The sequence below is a fragment of the Streptomyces bacillaris genome, from assembly GCF_003268675.1.
Taxonomy (GTDB): Bacteria; Actinomycetota; Actinomycetes; order Streptomycetales; family Streptomycetaceae; genus Streptomyces; species Streptomyces bacillaris.
The window spans coordinates 834,660-853,920 of record NZ_CP029378.1; the positions used below are offsets into that span (position 1 = coordinate 834,660).

Sequence of the window (19,261 nt, forward strand, 5' to 3'; positions counted from 1 at the left end):
GGGCGGGTAACCGGCCGCTCGTCCGGCGTGGTCGCCGCCGGCTCGGGTCGTTCCTCCGGCTCCGGCCGCTCCGGCCGTTCCTCCGATGCGGTCACCGGGTGCTCCTCTGGTCGGTCGCGTCCTGGCCGCACGAGCGGCGTACGACGAGACGGGCGGGCAGGGTGACGGACTGCGGGGTCCGTCCTTCGATCAGGTCGGCCAGCGCGCGGACGGCGGCCCGGGCGAGGTCCGCGGTCGGCTGGGCGACGGCGGTGATCGGCGGGTCCGTGTGGACGAACCACGGGATGTCGTCGAAGGCGGCGAGCGCGATGTCGTCGGGGACCCGCAGCCCCCGGGCCCGGATCGCGTCCAGCGCGCCGAGCGCCATCAGGTTGTCGGCGGCGAACACGACCTCGGGCGGCTCGGCCAGGGCGAGGAACCGCTCGGTGGCCCGCCGCCCGCTGGCGGCCTGGAAGTCGCCCTGCCCGATGTAGGCACCGGGCAGCGCGAGCCCCAGCTCCCGCAGGGCCTCCCGGAACGCCTCGACGCGCTCGTTGCCGGTGGTGGTGGCCGCGGGCCCGGCGATGATCGCGAGCCTGCGGTGGCCGAGCCCGTGCAGATGCGCCACCAGGTCCCTGACCGCCCCCGTGCCGTCGGCCCGGACGACGGGCACGTCGATGCCCGGGATCCAGCGGTCCACGAAGACCATCGGCGTACCGCTCAGGGACACCTCCCGCATCAGCGGGGAGCCCCCGTCGGCGGGCGAGACGAGCAGTCCGTCGATCCTGCGGTCGATGAGCGTGCGGATGTGGTGGTCCTGGAGCTCGGGCCGCTCGTCGGCGTTGCCGATGATGACGCTGTAGCCGAGGGCCCGCGCCTCCTCCTCGACGAACCGGGCCAGCTCGGTGAAGTACGGGTTCAGTACGTCACTGATGACCAGGCCAAGCGTCCGGGTCTGCGCGGTGCGCAGGGAGCGGGCCACGGCGTTGGGCCGGTAGCCGAGGGCGTCGACGGCGGCGAGAACGCGCGTGCGCGCCTCCGCGCTGACGGACGGATGGCTGTTCAGCACCCGCGAGACCGTGGCGACGGAGACCCCCGCCTGGGCCGCGACATCCTTGATGCTCGCCATGTCCGGACCACCTCCTTGTGGTTTCCGTACACCTCGAAACCAGGGGGTGGTGCGCTCGCACGACGCCGTGGAATCGATTACAGCGATGATTGGAATCGATTACACGGCTGAAAACAAGCCCCTCCTCCGTGTCCGAGACCGGATCGTGACAGGAGGCAGGTCCGGCCCCGATCGCGAGGCCGGGGTGTGCCGTACGGGAACGCGGAGGACGCCGACCTGCGCCGGGCGGCCTCCGCCGGCCGACGCGGGTGCGCGGGCGCGGGTCGGCACGTTCCCGCGGGCGGACCCGTGACCTCTCCCGCGGCCTCGCCGTGCCGGGATGCTCGCCCAGGTGTCCGGCCCCGCCGCTCGTTCGTCCGACGGGGCCGGCAGCGGCGATCGCCCGCCGTCGGCTTCAGCCGCTTCGGCCCGGCGCGATTCTCACTTGGCTTCCAGGTCTCGGCGCCGGAAGCCGGCCATGCCCAGCATGATCAGTCCGGCCGCGACCGCGGTGAGGGCGATGAGGGGGGTCCAGCTCATCGACACGGCCGGGAGTGCGGGCACATGACCGAAGGGCGACACCCCGTTCATCCACTCGGGGAGCCCCAGCATCGGACCGAGGTATCCGACGAGGAACGCGTACGCCGGCACGGTCCAGGCCGCGGCGCCGGCCCGGGGGAACCAGCCGAAGAGCGCGACGCTCACCCCCGCCGTCACCCACAGCGCGGGAGCATGTACCGCGGCGGACACCACCAGCTCACCCACGAGGCCGCCGTCGCCGGTGGACGCGGCACCGGCGAGGCCGAAACCGAGCCCGGCGGCCAGGAGCAGTGCCGTGCCGCCGACGAGGGCAACGCCGACATGTGCGCCCAGCCACCGGTCCCGCGAGAGGCCGGTGGCCAGAAGCGGCTCCGCCCGGCCGGCGGTCTCCTCGGCCCTCGGCCGCAGCGACGCCATCACCACGTGGACGGCGCCGACGACGGCGATGACGACCATCACCATGGAGGCGAACGACTCCGCGACGGAACTCCCACCGATCCGCGCCAGAGCCTCCTGGAGCTGCTCGACGCCCTCCACCATGTCAGCGGCGTCACCGAGGATGGAACCGTACATGGCGCCCATCACGAACAGCCCTGCCCCGAAGCCCAGCAGGGTCGCCCGATGCAGCCGCAAGGCGAACCCGAAGGGCCTGGTCAGGGCATCGGACGCATGACGGCGTCCGAGCCGTGCGGGCCGGAGGCCCGCGCCCACGTCGCGCCGGGTACTCAGCGCGAAGCCTCCGGCGGCGGCCAGTACCGCCGACGCCAGGCAGAGAAGCAGCGGCCACCAGCGGTCGTCGACGAAGACGTAGGTGCGCTGCACCCAGCCGATCGGCGTCAGCCAGGACAGGGCCTCGTTGCCGACGTCACCGGCGGCTCGCAGCACGTAGGAGACACCGATCAGTGCCAGCGCCGCACCTGACGCCCCGCGGGAGTGGGCGGTGAGCTGCGCGGTGGCGGCCGCCACACCGGCGAAGACGAGACCGGCCGCCGCATGGGCCAGCCCGTACAGCAGGGCCTCACCGGGGCTGATGCGGTCGATGCCCGCCGCGATCAGGGCCAGCGCCACCAGGGCGGCGAGAGCGATGTTGGCGACGGCCGCTACTGCCAGGGCGGAGGCCAGTTGGGCGTGGCGCCCCACGACGGTGGAACGCACCAGCTCGGCCCGGCCGGTCTCCTCCTCGGTCCGTGTGTGCCGGACGACGATCAGCACGCTCATCAGGCCGACCAGCACGACCGCGAAGCCGAGCAGCTGGTGCCCGAGCATCGCGCCGACGTCGTAGTTCGACAGGTAGTGGCGCGGACCGGTCATCACGACCGCCGCGGGACCGTCCATGAGGGCGGCGACCCCGGCCCGGTCCTCGGCGGTGGGGTAAAGGGCCTCGTACTGGGCCGCGGTCGCGAGTGTGCCGAGGGTGAGGGCCGTCAGCCAGACGGAGAGCCTCACGCGGTCCCTGCGCAGGGCGAACCGGACGAGGGCCGCGGTGCCGACGAACCCGCCGGAGCCGGGCGGGCCGGCGGTACGGACCCCGTTGACGGTGGCGGTCATCGGGGGCCCCCGCCGTCGGGGGCCGGTGCGGTCTCCGGGGCGCCGTGGCTCTCGGCACCAGCGGCGCGTACGGCGTCACCGCCGACAGCGCGCTCGCCCCCGTAGTGACGGAGCATCAGCTCCTCCAGTGTCGGCGGATGGCTGACCAGGCTGCGGATGCCGAACGCGCCGAGCTCACGGAGCGCGGCCCCGAGGTGTACGCCGTCGGCGGCGAAGCTGACCTGACCACCGCGAACCAGAACATCGTGGACACCGGGCAGGGCGTCGAGTCCGACGGCCGTCCGCTCGGTCTCGGCCTCCACCGTCGTGCGGGTCAGATGACGCATCTCGGCCAGGGTGCCCGACTGGACGTTCCGCCCCTGCCGGATGATGCTCACGCGGTCGCAGAGCTTCTCCACCTGGGCCAGGATGTGGCTGGACAGCAGCACAGTCCGGCCGGCCGCCTTCGCCTGGAGGATGACGTCCTGGAATACGGCCTCCATGAGCGGGTCGAGGCCCGCGGTCGGTTCGTCCAGGAGCAGGAGTTCGGCGTCGGAGGCGAGCGCCGCGACGATGGCGACCTTCTGCCGGTTCCCCTTGGAGTAGGCGCGGCCCTTCTTGGTCGGATCCAGGTCGAAACGCTCCACCAGCTCATCGCGGCGCCGTCGGTCGAGGTCCCCGCGGAGCTTCGACAGGAGGTCGATCGCCTCCCCTCCGGTGAGGTTGGGCCACAGCTCCACGTCACCTGGCACATAGGCGAGCCTCCGGTGCAGGGCGACCGCCTCCCGCCATGGATCCCCGCCCAGGAGCCGAGCGGTGCCCGAGTCTCCGCGCAGCAGTCCGAGCAGGATGCGGATCGTGGTGGACTTGCCCGCCCCGTTGGGGCCGAGGAAGCCATGGACCTCGCCTTCGTCGACGTCGAGGTCGAGGCCGTCGAGTGCCTGGGTGGGGCCGAACGACTTGCGCAGTCCGGCCACGGCGATCGCTTTGGTCATGACGCCGAACGTACGCTTACTTCACAAAGTTGTGAAGTTAAGGAAGCGTATGAATGGTTCGGTAGGCTCGGTGGGAGGGGGCGGGCATCGGAACGCCGGGGACACGGGAACGGGAGCCACACGATGGACGAGCGGCAGCACCACGGCCGAGCGGATGACGACGGCAGGCGGACCACCGACAACGGGGCCGCCACTTCCCAGTTCGTCGAGCGCTTCGCCGCCCAGCTCGTCGAGGCCGGTATGGCGCGTATGCCCGCCCGGGTCTTCGCGGCGCTGCTCTCGTCGGACGAGGGCGCCCTGACCTCAGCCGAGCTGGGAGAGCGGCTGAAGGTCAGTCCGGCGGCCGTATCGGGGGCCGTCCGCCACCTCGCCCAGGTCAACATGGTCAGCCGGGAGAGGGAGCCCGGATCGCGGCGCGAGCGCTACCGCGTCCAGGGGGATCAGTGGCACAGCGCCCTGATGGAGCGCGAAGCGGTGCTGAGGGGGTGGCAGGCGACCCTGCGGGAGGGCGTGGACCACTTCGGGCTGCAGACCCCTCAGGGACGCAGGATCAACGACACCCTGGAGTTCTTCCAGTTCCTCGAGAAGGAGTTCGCCTTGCTGATGGACCGTTGGGAGGCGCGCAGGACCCGTGCGTCGGACCGTTGACCGGACGGTCCGACGCCACCCCGTCGGACCGGACGGATCCCGCCCGGTGGCCCTACAGGAGTTCGCTGAACCGTTCGGTCGCTCGGGTCCGTCCGGCCACGATGATGGTGTCGTCCGCCGCGACGACGGTCTCGGCGGTGGCGTAGGTGAAGCCCTCGCCGGGGCGCTTGATGGCGACGACCGTGACGCCGAAGCGGGAGCGCACGGCGCTGTTGGAGAGCGGGAGCCCGATGATGTCCGTCGGCGCGCTGGTCTTGACCATGGCGAAGTCGTCCTCGAACTCGATGTAGTCGAGCATGCGTCCGCGGACGAGGTGGGCGACTCGCTGGCCCATGTCGTGCTCGGGATAGACGACGTGATGGACCCCGAGCTGTGTGAGGATGCGGCCGTGGGCCTCGCTGATGGCCTTGGCCCAGACGTTCTGGATACCGAAGGAGACAAGCAGCGAGGCGGTGAGGATACTCGCTTCGAGGTCGGTGCCGATGGCGACGACGGCACGGTCGAACTCGTGGACGCCCAGCTGCCGCAGGGCGTCCTCCTTGGTGGAGTCCGCACGCACGACATGGGTGAGGGCACCGGAGAGGGCCTGAACCGCTTCCGCGCTCTCGTCGATACCGAGCACCTCGGTGTCCTCGTCGACCAGCTCCAGGGCCAGCGCGCGACCGAAGCGGCCCAGTCCGATGACGACCACGGACCCCCGCGATCCCGTGCGGCGCTTCTTGGAGGTGGGTTTCCTAGCCAATGATGGGTCTCTCCTCGGGCAGATCGTACAGGCGGTGGCGGCTGCGCAGGGCAAGCGCGGACGCTACGGTGATGGGGCCGAGCCGACCGATGAACATCAGCGCGATCAGCAGCAGTTGCAGCCCGGGAGCCAGATCGGCGGTGATGCCGGTGGACAGGCCGACGGTGGCGAACGCGGAGGTGACCTCGAACAGGGACTCGTCCAGCGTGTGGTCGGAGAAGACCATGAAGGTCACGGTGGTGACGGCCACGGCGGCGACCGACAGCAGGACGACCGTGAGGGCCTGGCGCTGCAGGTCGCCGTGGAGACGCCGGTGGAAGATGTTGACCGCACCCTCGCCGCGGATCTCGGCGTATATGACGAAGAACAGCACGGCGAACGTGGTGACCTTGATGCCGCCGGCGGTGCCCGCGCTCGCACCGCCGATGAACATCAGCACGTCCGTACCCAGCCAGCTCGCCGGATTCATCTGCGAGGTGTCGATGCTGTTGAATCCGGCCGTACGCGGCATGACGCCCTGGAAGAATCCGGCCAAGAGCTTCCCCGGAGCGTCCAGGCGGCCCAGGGTGGCCGGGTTGGACCACTCGATCACGGTGATGAAGACGCTGCCGCCGAGCAGGAAGACGCCCGTGGCCCACAGCACGATCTTGGTGTGCAGCGACCATCCCCGGGGCTTGCGGAAGCGGCGGCGCAGCTCGAACAGGACCGGGAAGCCCAGGCCCCCGGCGATGACGGCCGCGGCGATGGGCAGGCAGATCCAGGGGTCGGTGACGAAGCCCATCAGGCTGTCGGAGTAGAGGGCGAAGCCCGCGTTGTTGAAGGCGGAGACGGCATGGAAGACCCCGAGCCACACCGCCCGGGGCCAGGACTCGTCGTACGCGGTACCGAACCTGAGCGTCAGCACCAGCGCGGTCACGGCCTCCAGCAGGAGGCTGACCTTGACCACTCCGGTCACCACCGAACGGACGTCTCCGAGCCCCAGGGTCTTCGTCTCCGCGGCTGCCGTCATGCGCGCTTTGAGGCCCATACGGTGGGAGACCAGCAGAACCAGGAGGGAGGCGAAGGTCATGATGCCGAAGCCGCCCACCTGGATGAGCCCCAGAATGACCGCCTGGCCGAACCCGGTCCAGTACCCGGGAGTGTCGACCACGACCAGACCGGTCACACACACCGCGGAGGTGGAGGTGAACAGAGCTTCCACCAGGCCGGCTCCGCCCGGCCCCGCCTTGGCCACCGGAAGCATCAACAGGCCGGTGCCGACCGCGACCGCTGAGGCGAAGCCGGACACGACCACCTGCGCCGGATGCCGGAGGCGGGGCCTCACCACGTCAGCCCCTTCGCCTCGTGGGGGGCCACCAGAAATGTTCGCACCGGTAGAAGATATGACAATCTCGAACCACAAGCGGCATCAGGACCAGCCGTCGGCCCTAGTGGCGGGCACTCGCCGACACCGAGCCGTTGGAGGGGCTCCCGCGCCACCGTTCCGGCCGGGGAGGGCCCCTCGCCTGCCACGCCGAGCGGCGACAGCCCGACGCCCTCACGACGGGTCCTTCCCACGGGCGGCGTGCGGTCCGGACCGCGAGCCTCAACGTCCGGGCGGCTTCGCCGCCCTGGGCGCACGGTCAGGCTGCGCACACCTCGACGCGGTGCTCCCGCCTGCCCGCGGAGGACGACCGGTGCCGGCCAACGTGGCGTGGGGCCAACGTGGCGTGGAGGCCAACGTGGCGTGGGGCCGCCGGGACGGATCGGTGCCGGGGACACGCCCGGGACGGGGCTGATCGCCCCGTCGAGTCCATGGATCCGTGAACGTGTGGGAAGTCGGCCCTGCAGAACGCCGGAACCACCAATGGTGCCATGTGGCGCCACATGGCACCAGATCCACACCCATACCTCCGCCGCGACAGGGCCGATCGGATGGGGCCACCGCCCCGATTCAGTCCCATCCGGCCCGCCACTGGAGGCAACGACCTCCACACGGCGGACGCTCGGCGCCACCACGACTTGCTGTGGCGCCAAAATGGTGCCACTATGAGGCCATGGACCTGACGCCCTTTGTGGACACCATTCGCCGCGAACTGGCAGTCGCCGCCGAAGCGGGCGGCGACGATGCCCGCGAGCTGGCCGACAGACTCACCGCCCCCCTGGAGGCGGCGACCCGCCTGACTCTGCTGAACGTGCTCTCCGCGGCGATGGACGAGGTCACCCGCGAGCTCGCCCCCGGCTCCGTCGACGTCCGGCTGCGGGGCCTGGATCCCGACTTCGTGGTGACCCCGCCACCCGCAGACCGGGCCACGGCGCCGGCCGGGCCCGCCGAATCACTCCCGGCCCGCCCACCCGTCCCGGCGGCGGAGGGCGAGACCGAGGCGCCGGCCCGCATCAACCTCCGCCTGCCCGCTCACCTGAAGGCGCGAGCCGAGGAGGCCGCGAGCCGCGAGGGCCTGTCGGTCAACGCCTGGCTGGTGCGGGCAGTTTCGGCCGCGGCCGACGGCGCCGCCCGGCCGGCGCCGCGGCCGGCAGACACCACCCGCGGCGCCGGACAGCGCCTCACCGGCTGGGTCCGCTGACCGCACCCGCGCCACTTCCCCCTTCCCCCCGCCTGCGGGCGGGGCAGCCATACGACCCGTGAGGACGGTACAGCCATGCCTTCTTTCGACACCCCCGACCCGATCACGGTCACCGCCTACGTGTACAGCGGCTCCATCAGGTTCACGGCGGGCGACCGCAGCGACACCGTCGTCGACGTGACACCCCGGGACCCGAAGCGGGACCAGGACGTACGAGCCGCCGACCAGACCGAGGTCGCCTTCGCATCGGGCGTGCTGACCGTGAGGACGCCCAAGGCGAATCTCGTCGGCCGCTCCGGCAACGTCGACGTGACGGTGGGGCTGCCCGCGGGCTCACACGTCGACACGAGCGGCGCCGGGGTCCAGGTGCTGGGCGAGGGCCTCCTCGGGGAGGTCCGGGTGAAGTCCTCGGCGGGCGACGTCCGCCTCGATGCGACCGGGCCCCTCCACGTGACCGCCCAGCACGGACTGACCACCGTGGAGCGGGTCGACGGGTCGGCCGAGATCACCACCAGCACCGGGAATCTGCGCGTCGGCGTCGTGAACGGCCCCGCCACCCTCAAGAACGCGCACGGGACCACGACCGTCGGCACCGTGACCGGTGAGCTGCGGGTGAGCAGCTCCCACGGTGGCGTCGACATCACCCACGCCCGGTCGTCGGTCACCGGGACCACCACCCACGGGCACATCCGCGTCGCCGAGGTCGCTCGTGGCACCGTCCGCCTGGAGACCTCCAACGGCTCCATGGAGATCGGCATCCGCGAGGGCACGGCCGCCTGGCTGGACATCAGCTCCACCCGCGGGCAGGTACGCAACACGCTCGCTCCCTCCGAAGCGCCCGAGCGGAACGAGGAGACCGCCGAAGTCCGGGCGCGGACGAACTGGGGCAACGTCGACGTGTTCCGAGCCAGGGCCTGAGCGCCGTAGCTCCGAGCAGCCGCCACTCCCGCTCCCGAACCCGCTCCCGCAATCAGGAGGGAACTCATGCCTTCTTCTGTCATGCCCACGTCTAAATGGCGCGACGACACGCTGCGGCCGACCGCCATCTCCGCGATCGGTCTGCGTAAGGCGTACGGCGCCGAGGTCGCGCTCGACGGGATCGATCTGCGCGTCCCGGCCGGGTCCGTGTTCGCCCTGCTCGGGCCGAACGGGGCGGGCAAGACCACCGCCGTGAAGATCCTGTCCACCCTCATCACCGCCGACGCCGGCGACCTGCGCGTCGGCGGCCACGACCTGGCGGTCGCTTCACAGGCCGCACGCGGGACGATCGGCGTCACCGGCCAGTTCTCCGCGGTGGACGGGCTGATCACCGGCGAGGAGAACATGCTCCTCATGGCCGACCTGTGCCGTCTCCCCCGGCGCGAGGGCCGACGGGTGACCGCCGAGCTGTTGGAGCGCTTCGACCTGACCGAGGCCGCGAAGAAGCCCGCCCAGAGCTACTCCGGCGGCATGAAGCGGCGGCTCGATCTCGCGATGACGTTGGTCGGCGCCCCGCAGATCATCTTCCTCGACGAACCGACGACCGGCCTCGACCCACGCTCCCGCCACAACATGTGGCAGGTCATCCGCGGACTCGTCGCCGAGGGCGCCACCGTCTTCCTCACCACGCAGTACCTGGAGGAGGCCGACGAACTCGCCGACCGCATCGCGGTACTCGACGACGGCCGGATCGCCGCGGAGGGCACCGCGGAGGAACTCAAGCGGCTCGTCCCGGGCGGCCACGTCCGCCTCCGCTTCGCCGCGCCGACCGCCTACCGGTCCGCCGCCGCCGCTCTGCGCGACGCCGCCCCCGACGACGAGGCGCTGACTCTGCGGCTTCCCAGCGACGGCAGCCAGCGCGAGCTGCGCTCCATCCTCGACCGGCTCGACACCGTCGGCATCGAGGCCGACGAACTCACCGTCCACACCCCCGACCTCGACGACGTCTTCTTCGCCCTCACCGACAGGGGCGAACCCCACAGGTCCCACACGTCCAAGGAGACCGGCCGATGAGCGCCCTCACCCTTCTGGCCCGTGACTCGAACACGATGTTGCGCCGCAACCTGCTGCACGTACGGCGCTACCCGTCCCTCACTCTGAACCTGCTGCTCACCCCGGTCATGATGCTGCTGCTCTTCGTCTACGTCTTCGGCGACGTCATGAGCGCGGGTATCGGGAGCGGTGGCGCGGACCGCTCCGACTACGTCGCCTACATCGTCCCCGGCATCCTGCTCATGACCATCGGCTCCACCGTCATCGGAGCCGCGGTGTCCGTCGCCACCGACATGAACGAAGGCATCATCGCCCGCTTCCGGACCATGGCGATCCACCGCGGCTCCGTGCTGGTCGGGCACGTGGCCGGCAGCGTCCTCCAGGTACTCGCCAGCCTCGTTCTCGTCGGCGCGGTCGGTGTCGCCATCGGCTTCCGCTCCTCCGATGCCACCGCCCTGGAGTGGCTGGCCGCGTTCGGACTGCTCGCGCTGTTCGCCCTGGCCCTCACCTGGATCGCCGTGGCGATGGGCCTGGCAAGCCCGAACGCCGAGGCGGCCAGCAACATGGCCATGCCGCTGATCCTTCTCCCCCTCGTCTCCAGTGCCTTCATCCCCGCCGACACCATGCCCGGCTGGTTCCGGCCGTTCGCCGAGTACCAGCCTTTCACCCCGGCCATCGAAACCCTCCGCGGCCTGCTTCTCGGCAGCGAGATCGGCCACAACGGCTGGCTCGCGATCGCGTGGTGTCTGGCTCTGTCCGCCCTCGGCCACTTCTGGTCGAAGGCGCTCTTCGACCGCGACCCGAGGTAGCTCGGCGACCGCCCCGACACGGTCGTGCGGCAACGCTCCTTCCCGCGGCGAGCGGGCGGGAGCGGAGCGGCATACGGAGCAGGGCCGCATCCTCGGCATCGCCACGGCACGGGTGCAGGCGGCCGATGCACGATCGGCGGTCCCGGGGGGCCGACTCGGCCGGCCGCTTTCCCGGCCCGCCCCGGGGATGCCCCGGACCGCGGGGCAGGCGTCTGGTCACGCCGCAGCCCGGAAAACAGAAAACCCCGGACGAACCGGGGTCTCTGCTCCTGCTGGTGGCCAACCGACACTATCCCCTGGCCTGCACTGATGGACCCCGCCGCACGTGGTCGATCCCGGCCCGACCAAGATGACTTCCCAGGATTCCGCTGGAGCATGGTGTGCACGACGGTGCGGCGCTCGCCCACTGCGCAGCAGAGAGGCGCGACGGGGCACACTGAGATGTTCAGAGTTCGAGGTCCGACGCAGCTTGCTCCTGTCCGTAGGGCTCCCTACAGCTGGGGGCATGCGATCGGCGAACCCCTCAGCCGCTTCAACGCGCTCTCCGCGGTGCCGTCGACAGCCGTGAAGACGACCAGCGACTGGCCCTCGTCGCCGGGGAGGGAGAGGGTTTCGTACGCGACGTCGAATCTCCCGGCCAGAGGGTGGTCGAAGCTCTTGGTGCCGTACGTCTTCTCCCGGACGTTCTGGGCGGCCCACAGGCTCCGGAACTCGGGGCTGTGCGCACTGAGCTCGGCGACGAGGTGCCCCAGACGGGAGTGGTGGGCGTGACGTGCGGCGGAGAAGCGCAGGTAGCCGATGGTCTGACGGGCGAGCTGATCCCACTGCGGGTACAGGCTGCGTGCCGAGGTGTCCAGAAAGATGTGACGGGCGAGGTTCGGTCCGCCTGTCGGCGCACCGGTCAGGCCGGGTACCAGGGCCAGAGCGAGTTCGTTGGCGGCGAGAACGTCCATGCCAGGGTCGAGGACGTAGGCGGGCACGGCGCCCACCGCGTCCAGCAGCCGACGGACGTTCGCACGGACCCGTTGGGCCCCGGGGTGCGGCAACTCGGTCGGCCGACGCTGCGGAGGGTGCGCCAGATCGTGCAGGTGAGCCCGCTCGGTCGCATCCAGCCGCAGCACACGGGCCAAGGCATCCAGCACCGCGTCTGAAGGGTTGGTCGCCCGCCCCTGCTCCAGGCGCGTGTAGTAGACGGTGCTTACTCCGGCGAGTCCCGCCACCTCCTCGCGGCGGAGTCCCGGCACCCGCCGCCGGCCCAGCGCAGGAACGCCTGCGGACTCAGGGGTCACGTGCGAGCGCCGTGAACGAAGGAACCTGCCCAGCTCAAGCGCCTGCTTCACGGCTCCTCCGGATCCTCTTGGCACAGCGGGACGCCGTCTGCCCCCGCGCCTCCGTCGTCAGTATGCCCTTCCTGGGTCGCGCTGCCCTGTACCCCGTCAGTACCCCCTTCCTCACCGCACATGGGGGTACTGACGGGGTACTGGTCGGCCGGGCGCCACGGGTCCACAGTCGAGCTCAGTGCGCATCGCGCACGGCCGTCGCCGCCAGCGGTGCCGGCTCGTTCCCGCCCCCCTTGGAGCACCGGTCATGCGAGCAGTAACCTTCTCCCGCCACGGCGACGAAAGCGTCCTGGAATTGACCGAGCAACCGATGCCGGTGCCCGCCGAGGGGCAGCTCCTGATTCAGGTGCGGGCCGCCGGGGTGAACCCCGTCGACTGGAAGTTCCGTGAGGGAGCGGTCGGCACGGACCGCCGCTTTCCCCTGGGGATGGGCTGGGATGTGGCGGGCACGGTTGTAGCGACGGCGACGCCCGATGGCCCGGCTGTCGGTGACGAGGTGTACGGCATGCTCCCCCTGCCGTATGCCGGGGCCTATCAGGAGTTCGCCGTCCTGTCGGTCTCAGCCGTGGCCACCAAGCCCGTCGACCTGTCGTTCGCTCAGGCGGCGGCCGTCCCTCTGGCGGCCCTGACCGCCTGGCAGTCGCTCGACGCCGCGCGGGTGACCGCAGGTCAGCGCGTCCTGGTCCACGGTGGCGCGGGCGGGGTCGGCCACTTCGCCGTTCAGCTCGCCAAAGCCCGCGGGGCACGTGTCGCGGCCACCGCCTCACCGCGCAACCTCGGCTTCCTGCGCCGGATCGGCGTCGACGAGCCTCTGGACCGCACGGAAGACCACCCGTACGCCATCGAACCGGTCGACGTCGTCATCGACACCGTCGGCGGCCGGACACAGCAGGAGTCGTGGCGACTGCTGCGTCCGGGCGGCGTGCTCATCACCCTGCCGGAACCGATCGACGAGACGTACCGCGTTCCGGGTATCACGGGGCGGCGCGTCATCGTCGCCCCGGACGGCGAGGCGCTGCGCCGCATCGGGGAGCTCATCGACTCGGGAGCGGTCCGCGTCGAGGTCCAGGACGTCCTGCCCCTGGAGAAGGCGGCCGAAGCGCAGCTGATCAGCAGGACCGGCCCGGTCCGCGGCAAGCTCGTGCTCAGCCTCTGACCCGGGGGTGTGGCGGCCCCGGCCGATCGGGCCGGCTCCCAGCCCCTTACGCGGAGGCGGACTTCCCCATAGTCTGACCGACGCTTGTGAGTTACCGATCAGTAAGCCACTCGAAGATGGGCGCCCCCGGGCCCGGAGGTCAATGTGAGTTCCGCGCAGTCCCTTGTCGACAACCGCCCGGTTTCCGTGGCGCACCTCTTCCTCTCACGGGTCGAAGCCACGCCCGGCCGGGAAGCCTACCGCTATCCCGTGCCGGCCGTCGGCGGCGCTGCCGGTGCCGAGCGGTGGCACTCGCTGACCTGGGCGCAGACCGCCGAACGCGTCCATGCGATCGCGGCCGGGCTGCTGGCCCTGGGGGTGCGGCCCGAGGAGCGGGTGGCGATCTCCTCCTCCACCCGGGTGGAGTGGATCCTGGCCGATCTGGGCGCGATGTGCGCGGGCGCCGCCGCCACCGCCGTCTACCCCAGCACCCATGCCGAGGAGACGGTCTACATTCTCTCCGACTCCGGCAGCCGGGCGATCTTCGTCGAGAACGCGGTCCAGCTGGACAAGGTCGCCTCCGCCATCGAACGACTGCCAGGGCTCGGCCACGCGATCCTCTTCGATCCCGGGGCGGACCTCCCTCGGGTGGAGGGGCTGGAGGTGCTCTCCCTCGCCGAGCTGGAGAAGCGGGGTACGGCGTACCTGGATGAGCATCCGGACGCGGTCGAGGAGACGGTTGGGGCCATCGAGCGGGAACAGCTCGCCACCCTGGTCTACACCTCGGGCACGACGGGCCGCCCGAAGGGTGTGCGCCTGGTGCACGACTGCTGGTCGTACCAGGGGGTCGCTCAAGAGGCCAGCGGGCTGCTGCGCTCGGACGACGTGCAGTTCCTGTGGCTGCCGCTGTCCCACGTGTTCGGCAAGGCCCTGATCGCCGGTCAGGTCAGGACCGGCCATGTGATGGCGGTGGATGGGAGGATCGACCGGATCATCACCAACCTGCCGGCCGTCCGGCCCACCCTGATGGCGTCGGCGCCGCGGATCTTCGAGAAGGTCTACAACGGCATCGCGGGCCGGGCGCGAGCCGATGGAGGTGCCAAGTACAAGATCTTCCTCTGGGCGGCAAAGGTCGCCCGCGACTACGCCCGGACAGAGCAGGAGAGCAGGGCGGCGACCGGACGGCGCAAGGTGCCCCTACCGCTCGCCGTGCAGCACGCCGTCGCCGACCGACTGGTGTACGGCAAGATCCGCGCGGCCTTCGGGGGCAATCTGCGCGGCAGCGTCTCGGGCAGTGCGGCCCTCGCTCCCGACATCGGCTACTTCTTCGCCGGCACAGGTGTGCACGTCCTTGAGGGCTATGGCCTCACCGAGACCAGCGCGGCCTGCACCGTCAACCCCGCCGACGACTACCGGGTCGGCACGGTCGGCAAACCGCTGCCCGGCACCGAGGTCCGCATCGCCGAGGACGGCGAGATCCTGTTGCGAGGCCCCGGCGTCATGCGCGGCTACCACAACCTTCCGGAGAAGACCGCGGAGGTGCTGGAGAGCGACGGCTGGTTCCGCACCGGCGACATCGGGGAAGTGGACAAGGACGGCTACGTCCGTATCACCGACCGCAAGAAGGACGTGTTCAAGACCTCGGGCGGCAAGTACGTGGCACCCACCGAGATCGAGGGCCGGTTCAAGGCGATCTGTCCGTTCGTCAGCAACATCCTGGTCATCGGCGACGGACGCAACTTCTGCTCCGCCCTGATCGCCCTGGACGAGACCACGATCACGTCATGGGCGGCGTCCCAGGAACTCGGCGACCGCACGTATGCCGAGATCGTCTCCTCGCCGCAGGTCCACGAGCTGATCAACGGCTTCGTCCAGCGGGTCAACGGCGACCTGCAACGATGGCAGACGATCAAGAAATTCGCCGTGCTCCCGCGCGACCTCGATATCGAGCACGGCGAACTCACCCCGAGCCTCAAGGTCAAACGGCCCGTCGTGGAGCGCGAGTACGCCCAAGTCATCGACGGAATGTATGAGGGCGCCCGCGAGGCCTAAAACCGTGTCCTACGTGGTGAGGTGGTCGTTGGGCTCATCATGGGGCGGGGTACGTGGAGTTGGGTTGTTCCGGACGGACTGTGGGAGATCGCGGAGCCGTTGATCCCGCCGTCGAAGGTGCGGCCGCAGGGTGGCGGGACGCAGGACACGCCTGATGAGACGGTGTTCGCGGCCATCGTCTACGTGCTGGTCAGCGGCTGTGCCTGGCGTGCGCTGCCGCCATGCTTCGGGATATCGAAGTCGACGGCCCATCGCAGGTTCGTGATCTGGTCGCGGGCCGGCGTGTGGGGCCGACTGCACGAGGAGATCGTGCACCGGCTCTACGACGCCAGCCTGCTCGACCTGTCGCGTGCAGTCCTCGACTCCGCCCACGTGCGCGCTAAAAAGGGGGCGAACACACAGGTCCGAGCCCCGTGGACCGGGGCAAGCCGGGCTCCGAGATGCACGTCCTGTCGGACGCGAACGGACTGCCCCTGGTCGTCGGCGTCTCCGCGGCCAACGTCCACGACAGCCTCGCGCTGAAGCCCATGGTCGCCGGTCACCAAACGAGACACGACCCACACCGCGGCCGGTACTTCAAGCCTCAGCGTCTTCACGCCGACAAGGCGTACGACGTTCCTCACCTGCGCAAATGGCTACGCGGCAAGCGCATCGGCGTCCGCATCGCACGCAAGGGCATCGAGTCCAGCGAACGACTCGGCCGACGCAGATGGGTCATCGAGCGCACCATGTCCTGGCTCACGGGCTACCGTCGGCTCAACCACCGCTACGAACGAAACACCCGAAACTACCTGGCCTTTCTCGGCCTCGCCGCCGCCCTCTGCTGCTACAAGCGACTCATCCGCCTCACCACGTAGGACACGGTCTTAGCCTAGGAAATCTTTGCATAATCTAAAGCTTAGGGGCTACCGGCTGCGCCGGGCCGAAGCCGTCAGACTGCTGGGAGCGTCATGATCACTGCGAAGCGTCGAGGCGATCCGGCGGTGCTTTCCTGGCTTCCGATCGTGGTGATGGCGTTGGTGGCTGCCATGGACATCACTGCAGGCCCGCAGGCAGGTTTCCTGCCCCTCGTCTCTCTCGGTCCTGCGTTCGCCGGGCTGATCGGCACCTGGCGGCGCACTGTGCTCATCGGCTGCGCGGCGCTGCTGCTGTGCGCCGGTCTGGGGGTGTATGACGGGCTTTTCGACACCCGGCGTGGTTACACGGCCATGGCTTCGGTCGCCGGAGTGACACTGGCCGGTGCCCTGGCGGCGGGCACACGCATGCGGCGCGAGGCGGAGCTTGCCAGCGTGCGTTCCATCGCGGAGGTGGCGCAGCGCGTGCTGCAGCGTCCCGTACCGCGCCAGGTCGGCCCTCTTGAGGTGGCGGCCTCCTACACCTCGGCGGTTGCCGATTCACGTATCGGCGGTGACTTGTACGAGGTCGTGGTTTCGCCGTACGGAGTTCGCGTCATCGTCGGGGATGTCCAGGGCAAAGGGCTCGCTGCCGTGGAGACGGCCGCCCTGGTGCTGGGTGTCTTCCGTGAAGCGGCGCACGACGAGCCCGACCTGGCCGCCGTCGCCGCGCGGCTGGAGCGCACGGTGGCCCGCGAGGCGAACGGAGAGAAGTTCGTGACCGCCATCCTCGCCGAGATTCACACCGACGAAGAGTCCATTGCGTTCCTGAACTGCGGCCATCCAGCCCCGATGATCATCCGCCCCGACCGCTCCGTCGACTTCCCCCTCCCACCCGCCTACGCACTGCCCATCGGGATGGGAGAACTCGGAGGAGACCCGCCCCACCCCTACCGCGCCGACTTCGGCCCCGGCGAACAACTCCTCCTCTACACCGACGGCGTCACCGAAGCACGGAACGCAGAGGGAACCTTCTACCCTCTGGAGGAGCGAGCCGGGCTCCTCGACCTCTTCGACGCCAACGCCGCACTCGAAGTGCTGCGCAGGGACATCGTCCTGCACGCCAGCGGCCCGCACGACGATGCGGCCATGCTTCTGCTGCGCTACCGACGCGGGTGAACGTGAGTATGAGGAGAGAAGGACGAGAGTGACCCGGAGCAAGGTAGAAAGGGTGGCATGGCCAGGGAGATAGCTCCGCCGGAGAGCATGGATGATGTGGACGCGGTGACCCAGGCAGTGCTGACCGCCTCTCGGCTGCTGGTCGCGGTATCAGCGCGCTCGCTGGCACACGTCGAAGACCGCGTCACCCTGCCGCAGTTCCGGATGCTGGTGGTGCTCTCCACGCGCGGAACCACCAAACTCGTCACGCTCGCAGAACTACTGCACGTGGCACCCTCGACTGCGATGCGCATGCTCGACCGGCTGATCACAGCAGGGCTCGCCGACCGGAAGACCAACCCGCACAACCGCCGCGAGACACTTCTCCGGCTCACCGACGAAGGACACCGCACCGTCGAAAACGTCACCGCACGCCGACGCGAAGAAATCACCTCGATCGTCCAGCGGCTCGCCCCGCACCAGCGAACGGCGCTCATCCACGCCCTCAACGACTTCAACGAAGCAGGCGGCGAGCCACCGGCACCGCTGCTGGACGAGAGCGCCGAACTGCACCCACTGGGCTGAGGCGGCCGCATGGCGACAAAGGCAAAAATCCATGCGACCCGTGATCGCCGAAGAAACCTTCCGCCGACCATTACGAGACCTGCTACCCCTACACCGCAGCGGCCCCGGCCCATAAGCGGGACGCCATCTGGCGAGCTAGGGAGCTAGTCTCCTGAGTCAGGAATTCTGTTCAGATATGAGGCGAGGCGTTCGAGGATCTCGTCCGCGGTCTTGGTCCAGACGTAGGGCTTGGGGTCGGTGTTCCAGGCTGCGATCCAGGTCCGGATGTCCTGCTCCAGGGCCTGGACTGTCTTGTGGACGCCTCGCCGTATCCGTTTGTTCGTCAGCTCGGCAAAGCATCGCTCCACGAGGTTGAGCCAGGACGACCCGGTCGATGTGAAGTGCAGGTGGAACCGGGGGTGGGCCAGCAGCCAGGTCTTGATGGCCGGGGTCTTGTGGGTGGCGTAGTTGTCCAGCACCAAGTGGACCTCGAGACCATCGGGCACTTCCCGGTCGAGCTTGATGAGGAACTTCTTGAACTCCTCGGCCCGGTGGCGGCGGTGCAGGGAACCGATCACCTTGCCGGTGGCGACCTCCAGGGCGGCGAACAGGGTGGTGGTGCCAGCACGGACGTAGTCGTGCGTGACGCGTTGCGGCACTCCGGGCATCATCGGCAGCACCGGCTGAGACCGGTCCAGGGCCTGGATCTGCGACTTTTCGTCCACGCAGAAGACCAGGGCCCGCTCGGGCGGGTCCAGATAGAGGCCGACGACATCGTGAACCTTGTCGACGCAGTACGGAGCCGTCGACAGCTTGAAGGTCTCCGGGCGGTGCGGCTGCAGACCGAACGCCCGCCAGACCCGTGACACCGTCGACTGCGACAGACCCGTCTGCTTCGCCATCGACCGTGTCGACCAGTGCGTCGCGTTCTTCGGGGCGGACTCCAGGGTCTTGGCGACCAGCGCGGCCACCTGTTCGCCGGTGACCGACCTGGGACCGCCCGAGCTGGGAAAGTCGCCCAAGCCGGCGATCCGGTGCTCGACGAACCTCGCCCGCCAGCGGCCCACCGCATGCGGAGTCGAGTCGAGCCGGGCCGCGACGTCCTTGTTCGAAGCACCCTCCGCGCAAGCCAGGATGATCCGGCACCTCAGAGCCCACGCCTGCGGCGTGGAGCGACGCTGCACCCATCCCCCGAGCGCAGCCCGTTCCTCATCGGACGGAATCGACTCGGCCTTCGGCCGCCCAGTACGCGCCACAGACCAAGCTTATACATCTGAACAGAATTCCCGACTCAGA

17 protein-coding genes are annotated in these 19,261 nt (G+C 69.9%); 10 read left to right on the forward strand and 7 right to left on the reverse strand.

The genetic code is table 11. The features are described 5' to 3' along the window. Positions 1-91 precede the first annotated feature (91 nt). The 3 genes from DJ476_RS03450 to DJ476_RS03460 form a co-directional block, all read right to left on the reverse strand. Positions 92-1,108: a LacI family DNA-binding transcriptional regulator gene (locus tag DJ476_RS03450; RefSeq protein ID WP_103417129.1), complete on the reverse strand. Its 1,017-nt coding sequence runs from the start codon at positions 1,106-1,108 to the stop codon at positions 92-94. A gap of 420 nt (positions 1,109-1,528) precedes the next feature. Continuing rightward, complete coding sequence (locus DJ476_RS03455; protein ID WP_112489800.1) at positions 1,529-3,175, reverse strand: ABC transporter permease; 1,647 nt, start codon at positions 3,173-3,175, stop codon at positions 1,529-1,531. Then, on the reverse strand, positions 3,172-4,149 hold the full coding sequence (locus DJ476_RS03460; RefSeq protein ID WP_103417127.1) for an ABC transporter ATP-binding protein: 978 nt from the start codon (positions 4,147-4,149) through the stop codon (positions 3,172-3,174). The genes DJ476_RS03455 and DJ476_RS03460 overlap by 4 nt, the downstream gene beginning before the upstream one ends. Before the next feature lie 123 nt (positions 4,150-4,272). Between DJ476_RS03460 and DJ476_RS03465 the strand changes: the two genes are divergently transcribed. Further along, positions 4,273-4,797: a GbsR/MarR family transcriptional regulator gene (locus DJ476_RS03465; RefSeq protein ID WP_070201111.1), complete on the forward strand. Its 525-nt coding sequence runs from the start codon at positions 4,273-4,275 to the stop codon at positions 4,795-4,797. Between the two features lie 52 nt (positions 4,798-4,849). Here DJ476_RS03465 and DJ476_RS03470 read toward each other — a convergent pair whose 3' ends face one another. Both DJ476_RS03470 and DJ476_RS03475 read right to left on the reverse strand, forming a co-directional pair. Beyond that, the gene (locus DJ476_RS03470) at positions 4,850-5,539 is read right to left on the reverse strand and encodes a potassium channel family protein (RefSeq protein WP_206304447.1); all 690 of its coding nucleotides are present in this window, start codon (positions 5,537-5,539) and stop codon (positions 4,850-4,852) included. Continuing rightward, positions 5,532-6,833, reverse strand: a complete 1,302-nt coding sequence (locus tag DJ476_RS03475; protein WP_103417292.1) for a TrkH family potassium uptake protein — start codon at positions 6,831-6,833, stop codon at positions 5,532-5,534. Before DJ476_RS03475 ends, DJ476_RS03470 begins: the two co-directional genes overlap by 8 nt. Before the next feature lie 742 nt (positions 6,834-7,575). On the opposite strand from DJ476_RS03475, the gene DJ476_RS03480 reads away from it, so the two are divergent. The 4 genes from DJ476_RS03480 to DJ476_RS03495 all read left to right on the forward strand — a co-directional run bounded on the left by DJ476_RS03480 (position 7,576) and on the right by DJ476_RS03495 (position 10,883). After that, positions 7,576-8,103, forward strand: coding sequence for a toxin-antitoxin system HicB family antitoxin (locus tag DJ476_RS03480; RefSeq protein WP_103417126.1), 528 nt, complete (start codon positions 7,576-7,578; stop codon positions 8,101-8,103). A 75-nt stretch (positions 8,104-8,178) separates the two neighbouring features. Then, positions 8,179-9,021: a DUF4097 family beta strand repeat-containing protein gene (locus DJ476_RS03485; RefSeq protein WP_112489801.1), complete on the forward strand. Its 843-nt coding sequence runs from the start codon at positions 8,179-8,181 to the stop codon at positions 9,019-9,021. Between the two features lie 66 nt (positions 9,022-9,087). Then, positions 9,088-10,095, forward strand: coding sequence for an ATP-binding cassette domain-containing protein (locus tag DJ476_RS03490; RefSeq protein ID WP_079167257.1), 1,008 nt, complete (start codon positions 9,088-9,090; stop codon positions 10,093-10,095). Beyond that, positions 10,092-10,883, forward strand: coding sequence for an ABC transporter permease (locus tag DJ476_RS03495; RefSeq protein WP_112489802.1), 792 nt, complete (start codon positions 10,092-10,094; stop codon positions 10,881-10,883). Before DJ476_RS03490 ends, DJ476_RS03495 begins: the two co-directional genes overlap by 4 nt. A gap of 491 nt (positions 10,884-11,374) precedes the next feature. Here DJ476_RS03495 and DJ476_RS03500 read toward each other — a convergent pair whose 3' ends face one another. After that, positions 11,375-12,247, reverse strand: a complete 873-nt coding sequence (locus DJ476_RS03500) for a helix-turn-helix transcriptional regulator (protein ID WP_318294323.1) — start codon at positions 12,245-12,247, stop codon at positions 11,375-11,377. Positions 12,248-12,470: 223 nt separating this feature from the next. Between DJ476_RS03500 and DJ476_RS03505 the strand changes: the two genes are divergently transcribed. The 5 genes from DJ476_RS03505 to DJ476_RS03525 all read left to right on the forward strand — a co-directional run bounded on the left by DJ476_RS03505 (position 12,471) and on the right by DJ476_RS03525 (position 17,986). Further along, complete coding sequence (locus DJ476_RS03505) at positions 12,471-13,379, forward strand: NADP-dependent oxidoreductase (protein WP_103417123.1); 909 nt, start codon at positions 12,471-12,473, stop codon at positions 13,377-13,379. Between the two features lie 144 nt (positions 13,380-13,523). After that, the gene (locus DJ476_RS03510) at positions 13,524-15,410 is read left to right on the forward strand and encodes an AMP-dependent synthetase/ligase (protein WP_112489803.1); all 1,887 of its coding nucleotides are present in this window, start codon (positions 13,524-13,526) and stop codon (positions 15,408-15,410) included. 39 nt (positions 15,411-15,449) lie between these two features. Next, positions 15,450-16,267, forward strand: a protein-coding gene (locus DJ476_RS03515) for an IS5 family transposase (RefSeq protein ID WP_112492424.1) whose coding sequence is annotated in 2 segments (ribosomal slippage) — positions 15,450-15,792 and positions 15,792-16,267 — 819 coding nt in all. Because the reading frame shifts where the segments join, the coding sequence is not laid out codon by codon here. 93 nt (positions 16,268-16,360) lie between these two features. Further along, the gene (locus DJ476_RS03520) at positions 16,361-17,422 is read left to right on the forward strand and encodes a PP2C family protein-serine/threonine phosphatase (protein WP_103417121.1); all 1,062 of its coding nucleotides are present in this window, start codon (positions 16,361-16,363) and stop codon (positions 17,420-17,422) included. A gap of 57 nt (positions 17,423-17,479) precedes the next feature. Next, a complete protein-coding gene (locus DJ476_RS03525; protein WP_103417120.1) occupies positions 17,480-17,986 on the forward strand; it encodes a MarR family winged helix-turn-helix transcriptional regulator in 507 nt (168 codons plus the stop codon). Between the two features lie 143 nt (positions 17,987-18,129). On the opposite strand, the gene DJ476_RS03530 is transcribed toward DJ476_RS03525, so the two are convergent. After that, a complete protein-coding gene (locus tag DJ476_RS03530; protein WP_112489804.1) occupies positions 18,130-19,221 on the reverse strand; it encodes an IS630 family transposase in 1,092 nt (363 codons plus the stop codon). Between the last annotated feature and the right edge of the window lie 40 nt (positions 19,222-19,261).

What these genes read in the sequence shown, in the direction of transcription:
- DJ476_RS03450 (WP_103417129.1), bottom strand. Translation starts at nt 1,108, where the DNA reads ATGGCGAGCATCAAGGATGTCGCGGCCCAGGCGGGGGTCTCCGTCGCC.
- DJ476_RS03455 (WP_112489800.1), bottom strand. Translation starts at nt 3,175, where the DNA reads ATGACCGCCACCGTCAACGGGGTCCGTACCGCCGGCCCGCCCGGCTCC.
- DJ476_RS03460 (WP_103417127.1), bottom strand. Translation starts at nt 4,149, where the DNA reads ATGACCAAAGCGATCGCCGTGGCCGGACTGCGCAAGTCGTTCGGCCCC.
- DJ476_RS03465 (WP_070201111.1), top strand. Translation starts at nt 4,273, where the DNA reads ATGGACGAGCGGCAGCACCACGGCCGAGCGGATGACGACGGCAGGCGG.
- DJ476_RS03480 (WP_103417126.1), top strand. Translation starts at nt 7,576, where the DNA reads ATGGACCTGACGCCCTTTGTGGACACCATTCGCCGCGAACTGGCAGTC.
- DJ476_RS03485 (WP_112489801.1), top strand. Translation starts at nt 8,179, where the DNA reads ATGCCTTCTTTCGACACCCCCGACCCGATCACGGTCACCGCCTACGTG.
- DJ476_RS03490 (WP_079167257.1), top strand. Translation starts at nt 9,088, where the DNA reads ATGCCTTCTTCTGTCATGCCCACGTCTAAATGGCGCGACGACACGCTG.
- DJ476_RS03495 (WP_112489802.1), top strand. Translation starts at nt 10,092, where the DNA reads ATGAGCGCCCTCACCCTTCTGGCCCGTGACTCGAACACGATGTTGCGC.
- DJ476_RS03505 (WP_103417123.1), top strand. Translation starts at nt 12,471, where the DNA reads ATGCGAGCAGTAACCTTCTCCCGCCACGGCGACGAAAGCGTCCTGGAA.
- DJ476_RS03520 (WP_103417121.1), top strand. Translation starts at nt 16,361, where the DNA reads ATGATCACTGCGAAGCGTCGAGGCGATCCGGCGGTGCTTTCCTGGCTT.
- DJ476_RS03525 (WP_103417120.1), top strand. Translation starts at nt 17,480, where the DNA reads ATGGCCAGGGAGATAGCTCCGCCGGAGAGCATGGATGATGTGGACGCG.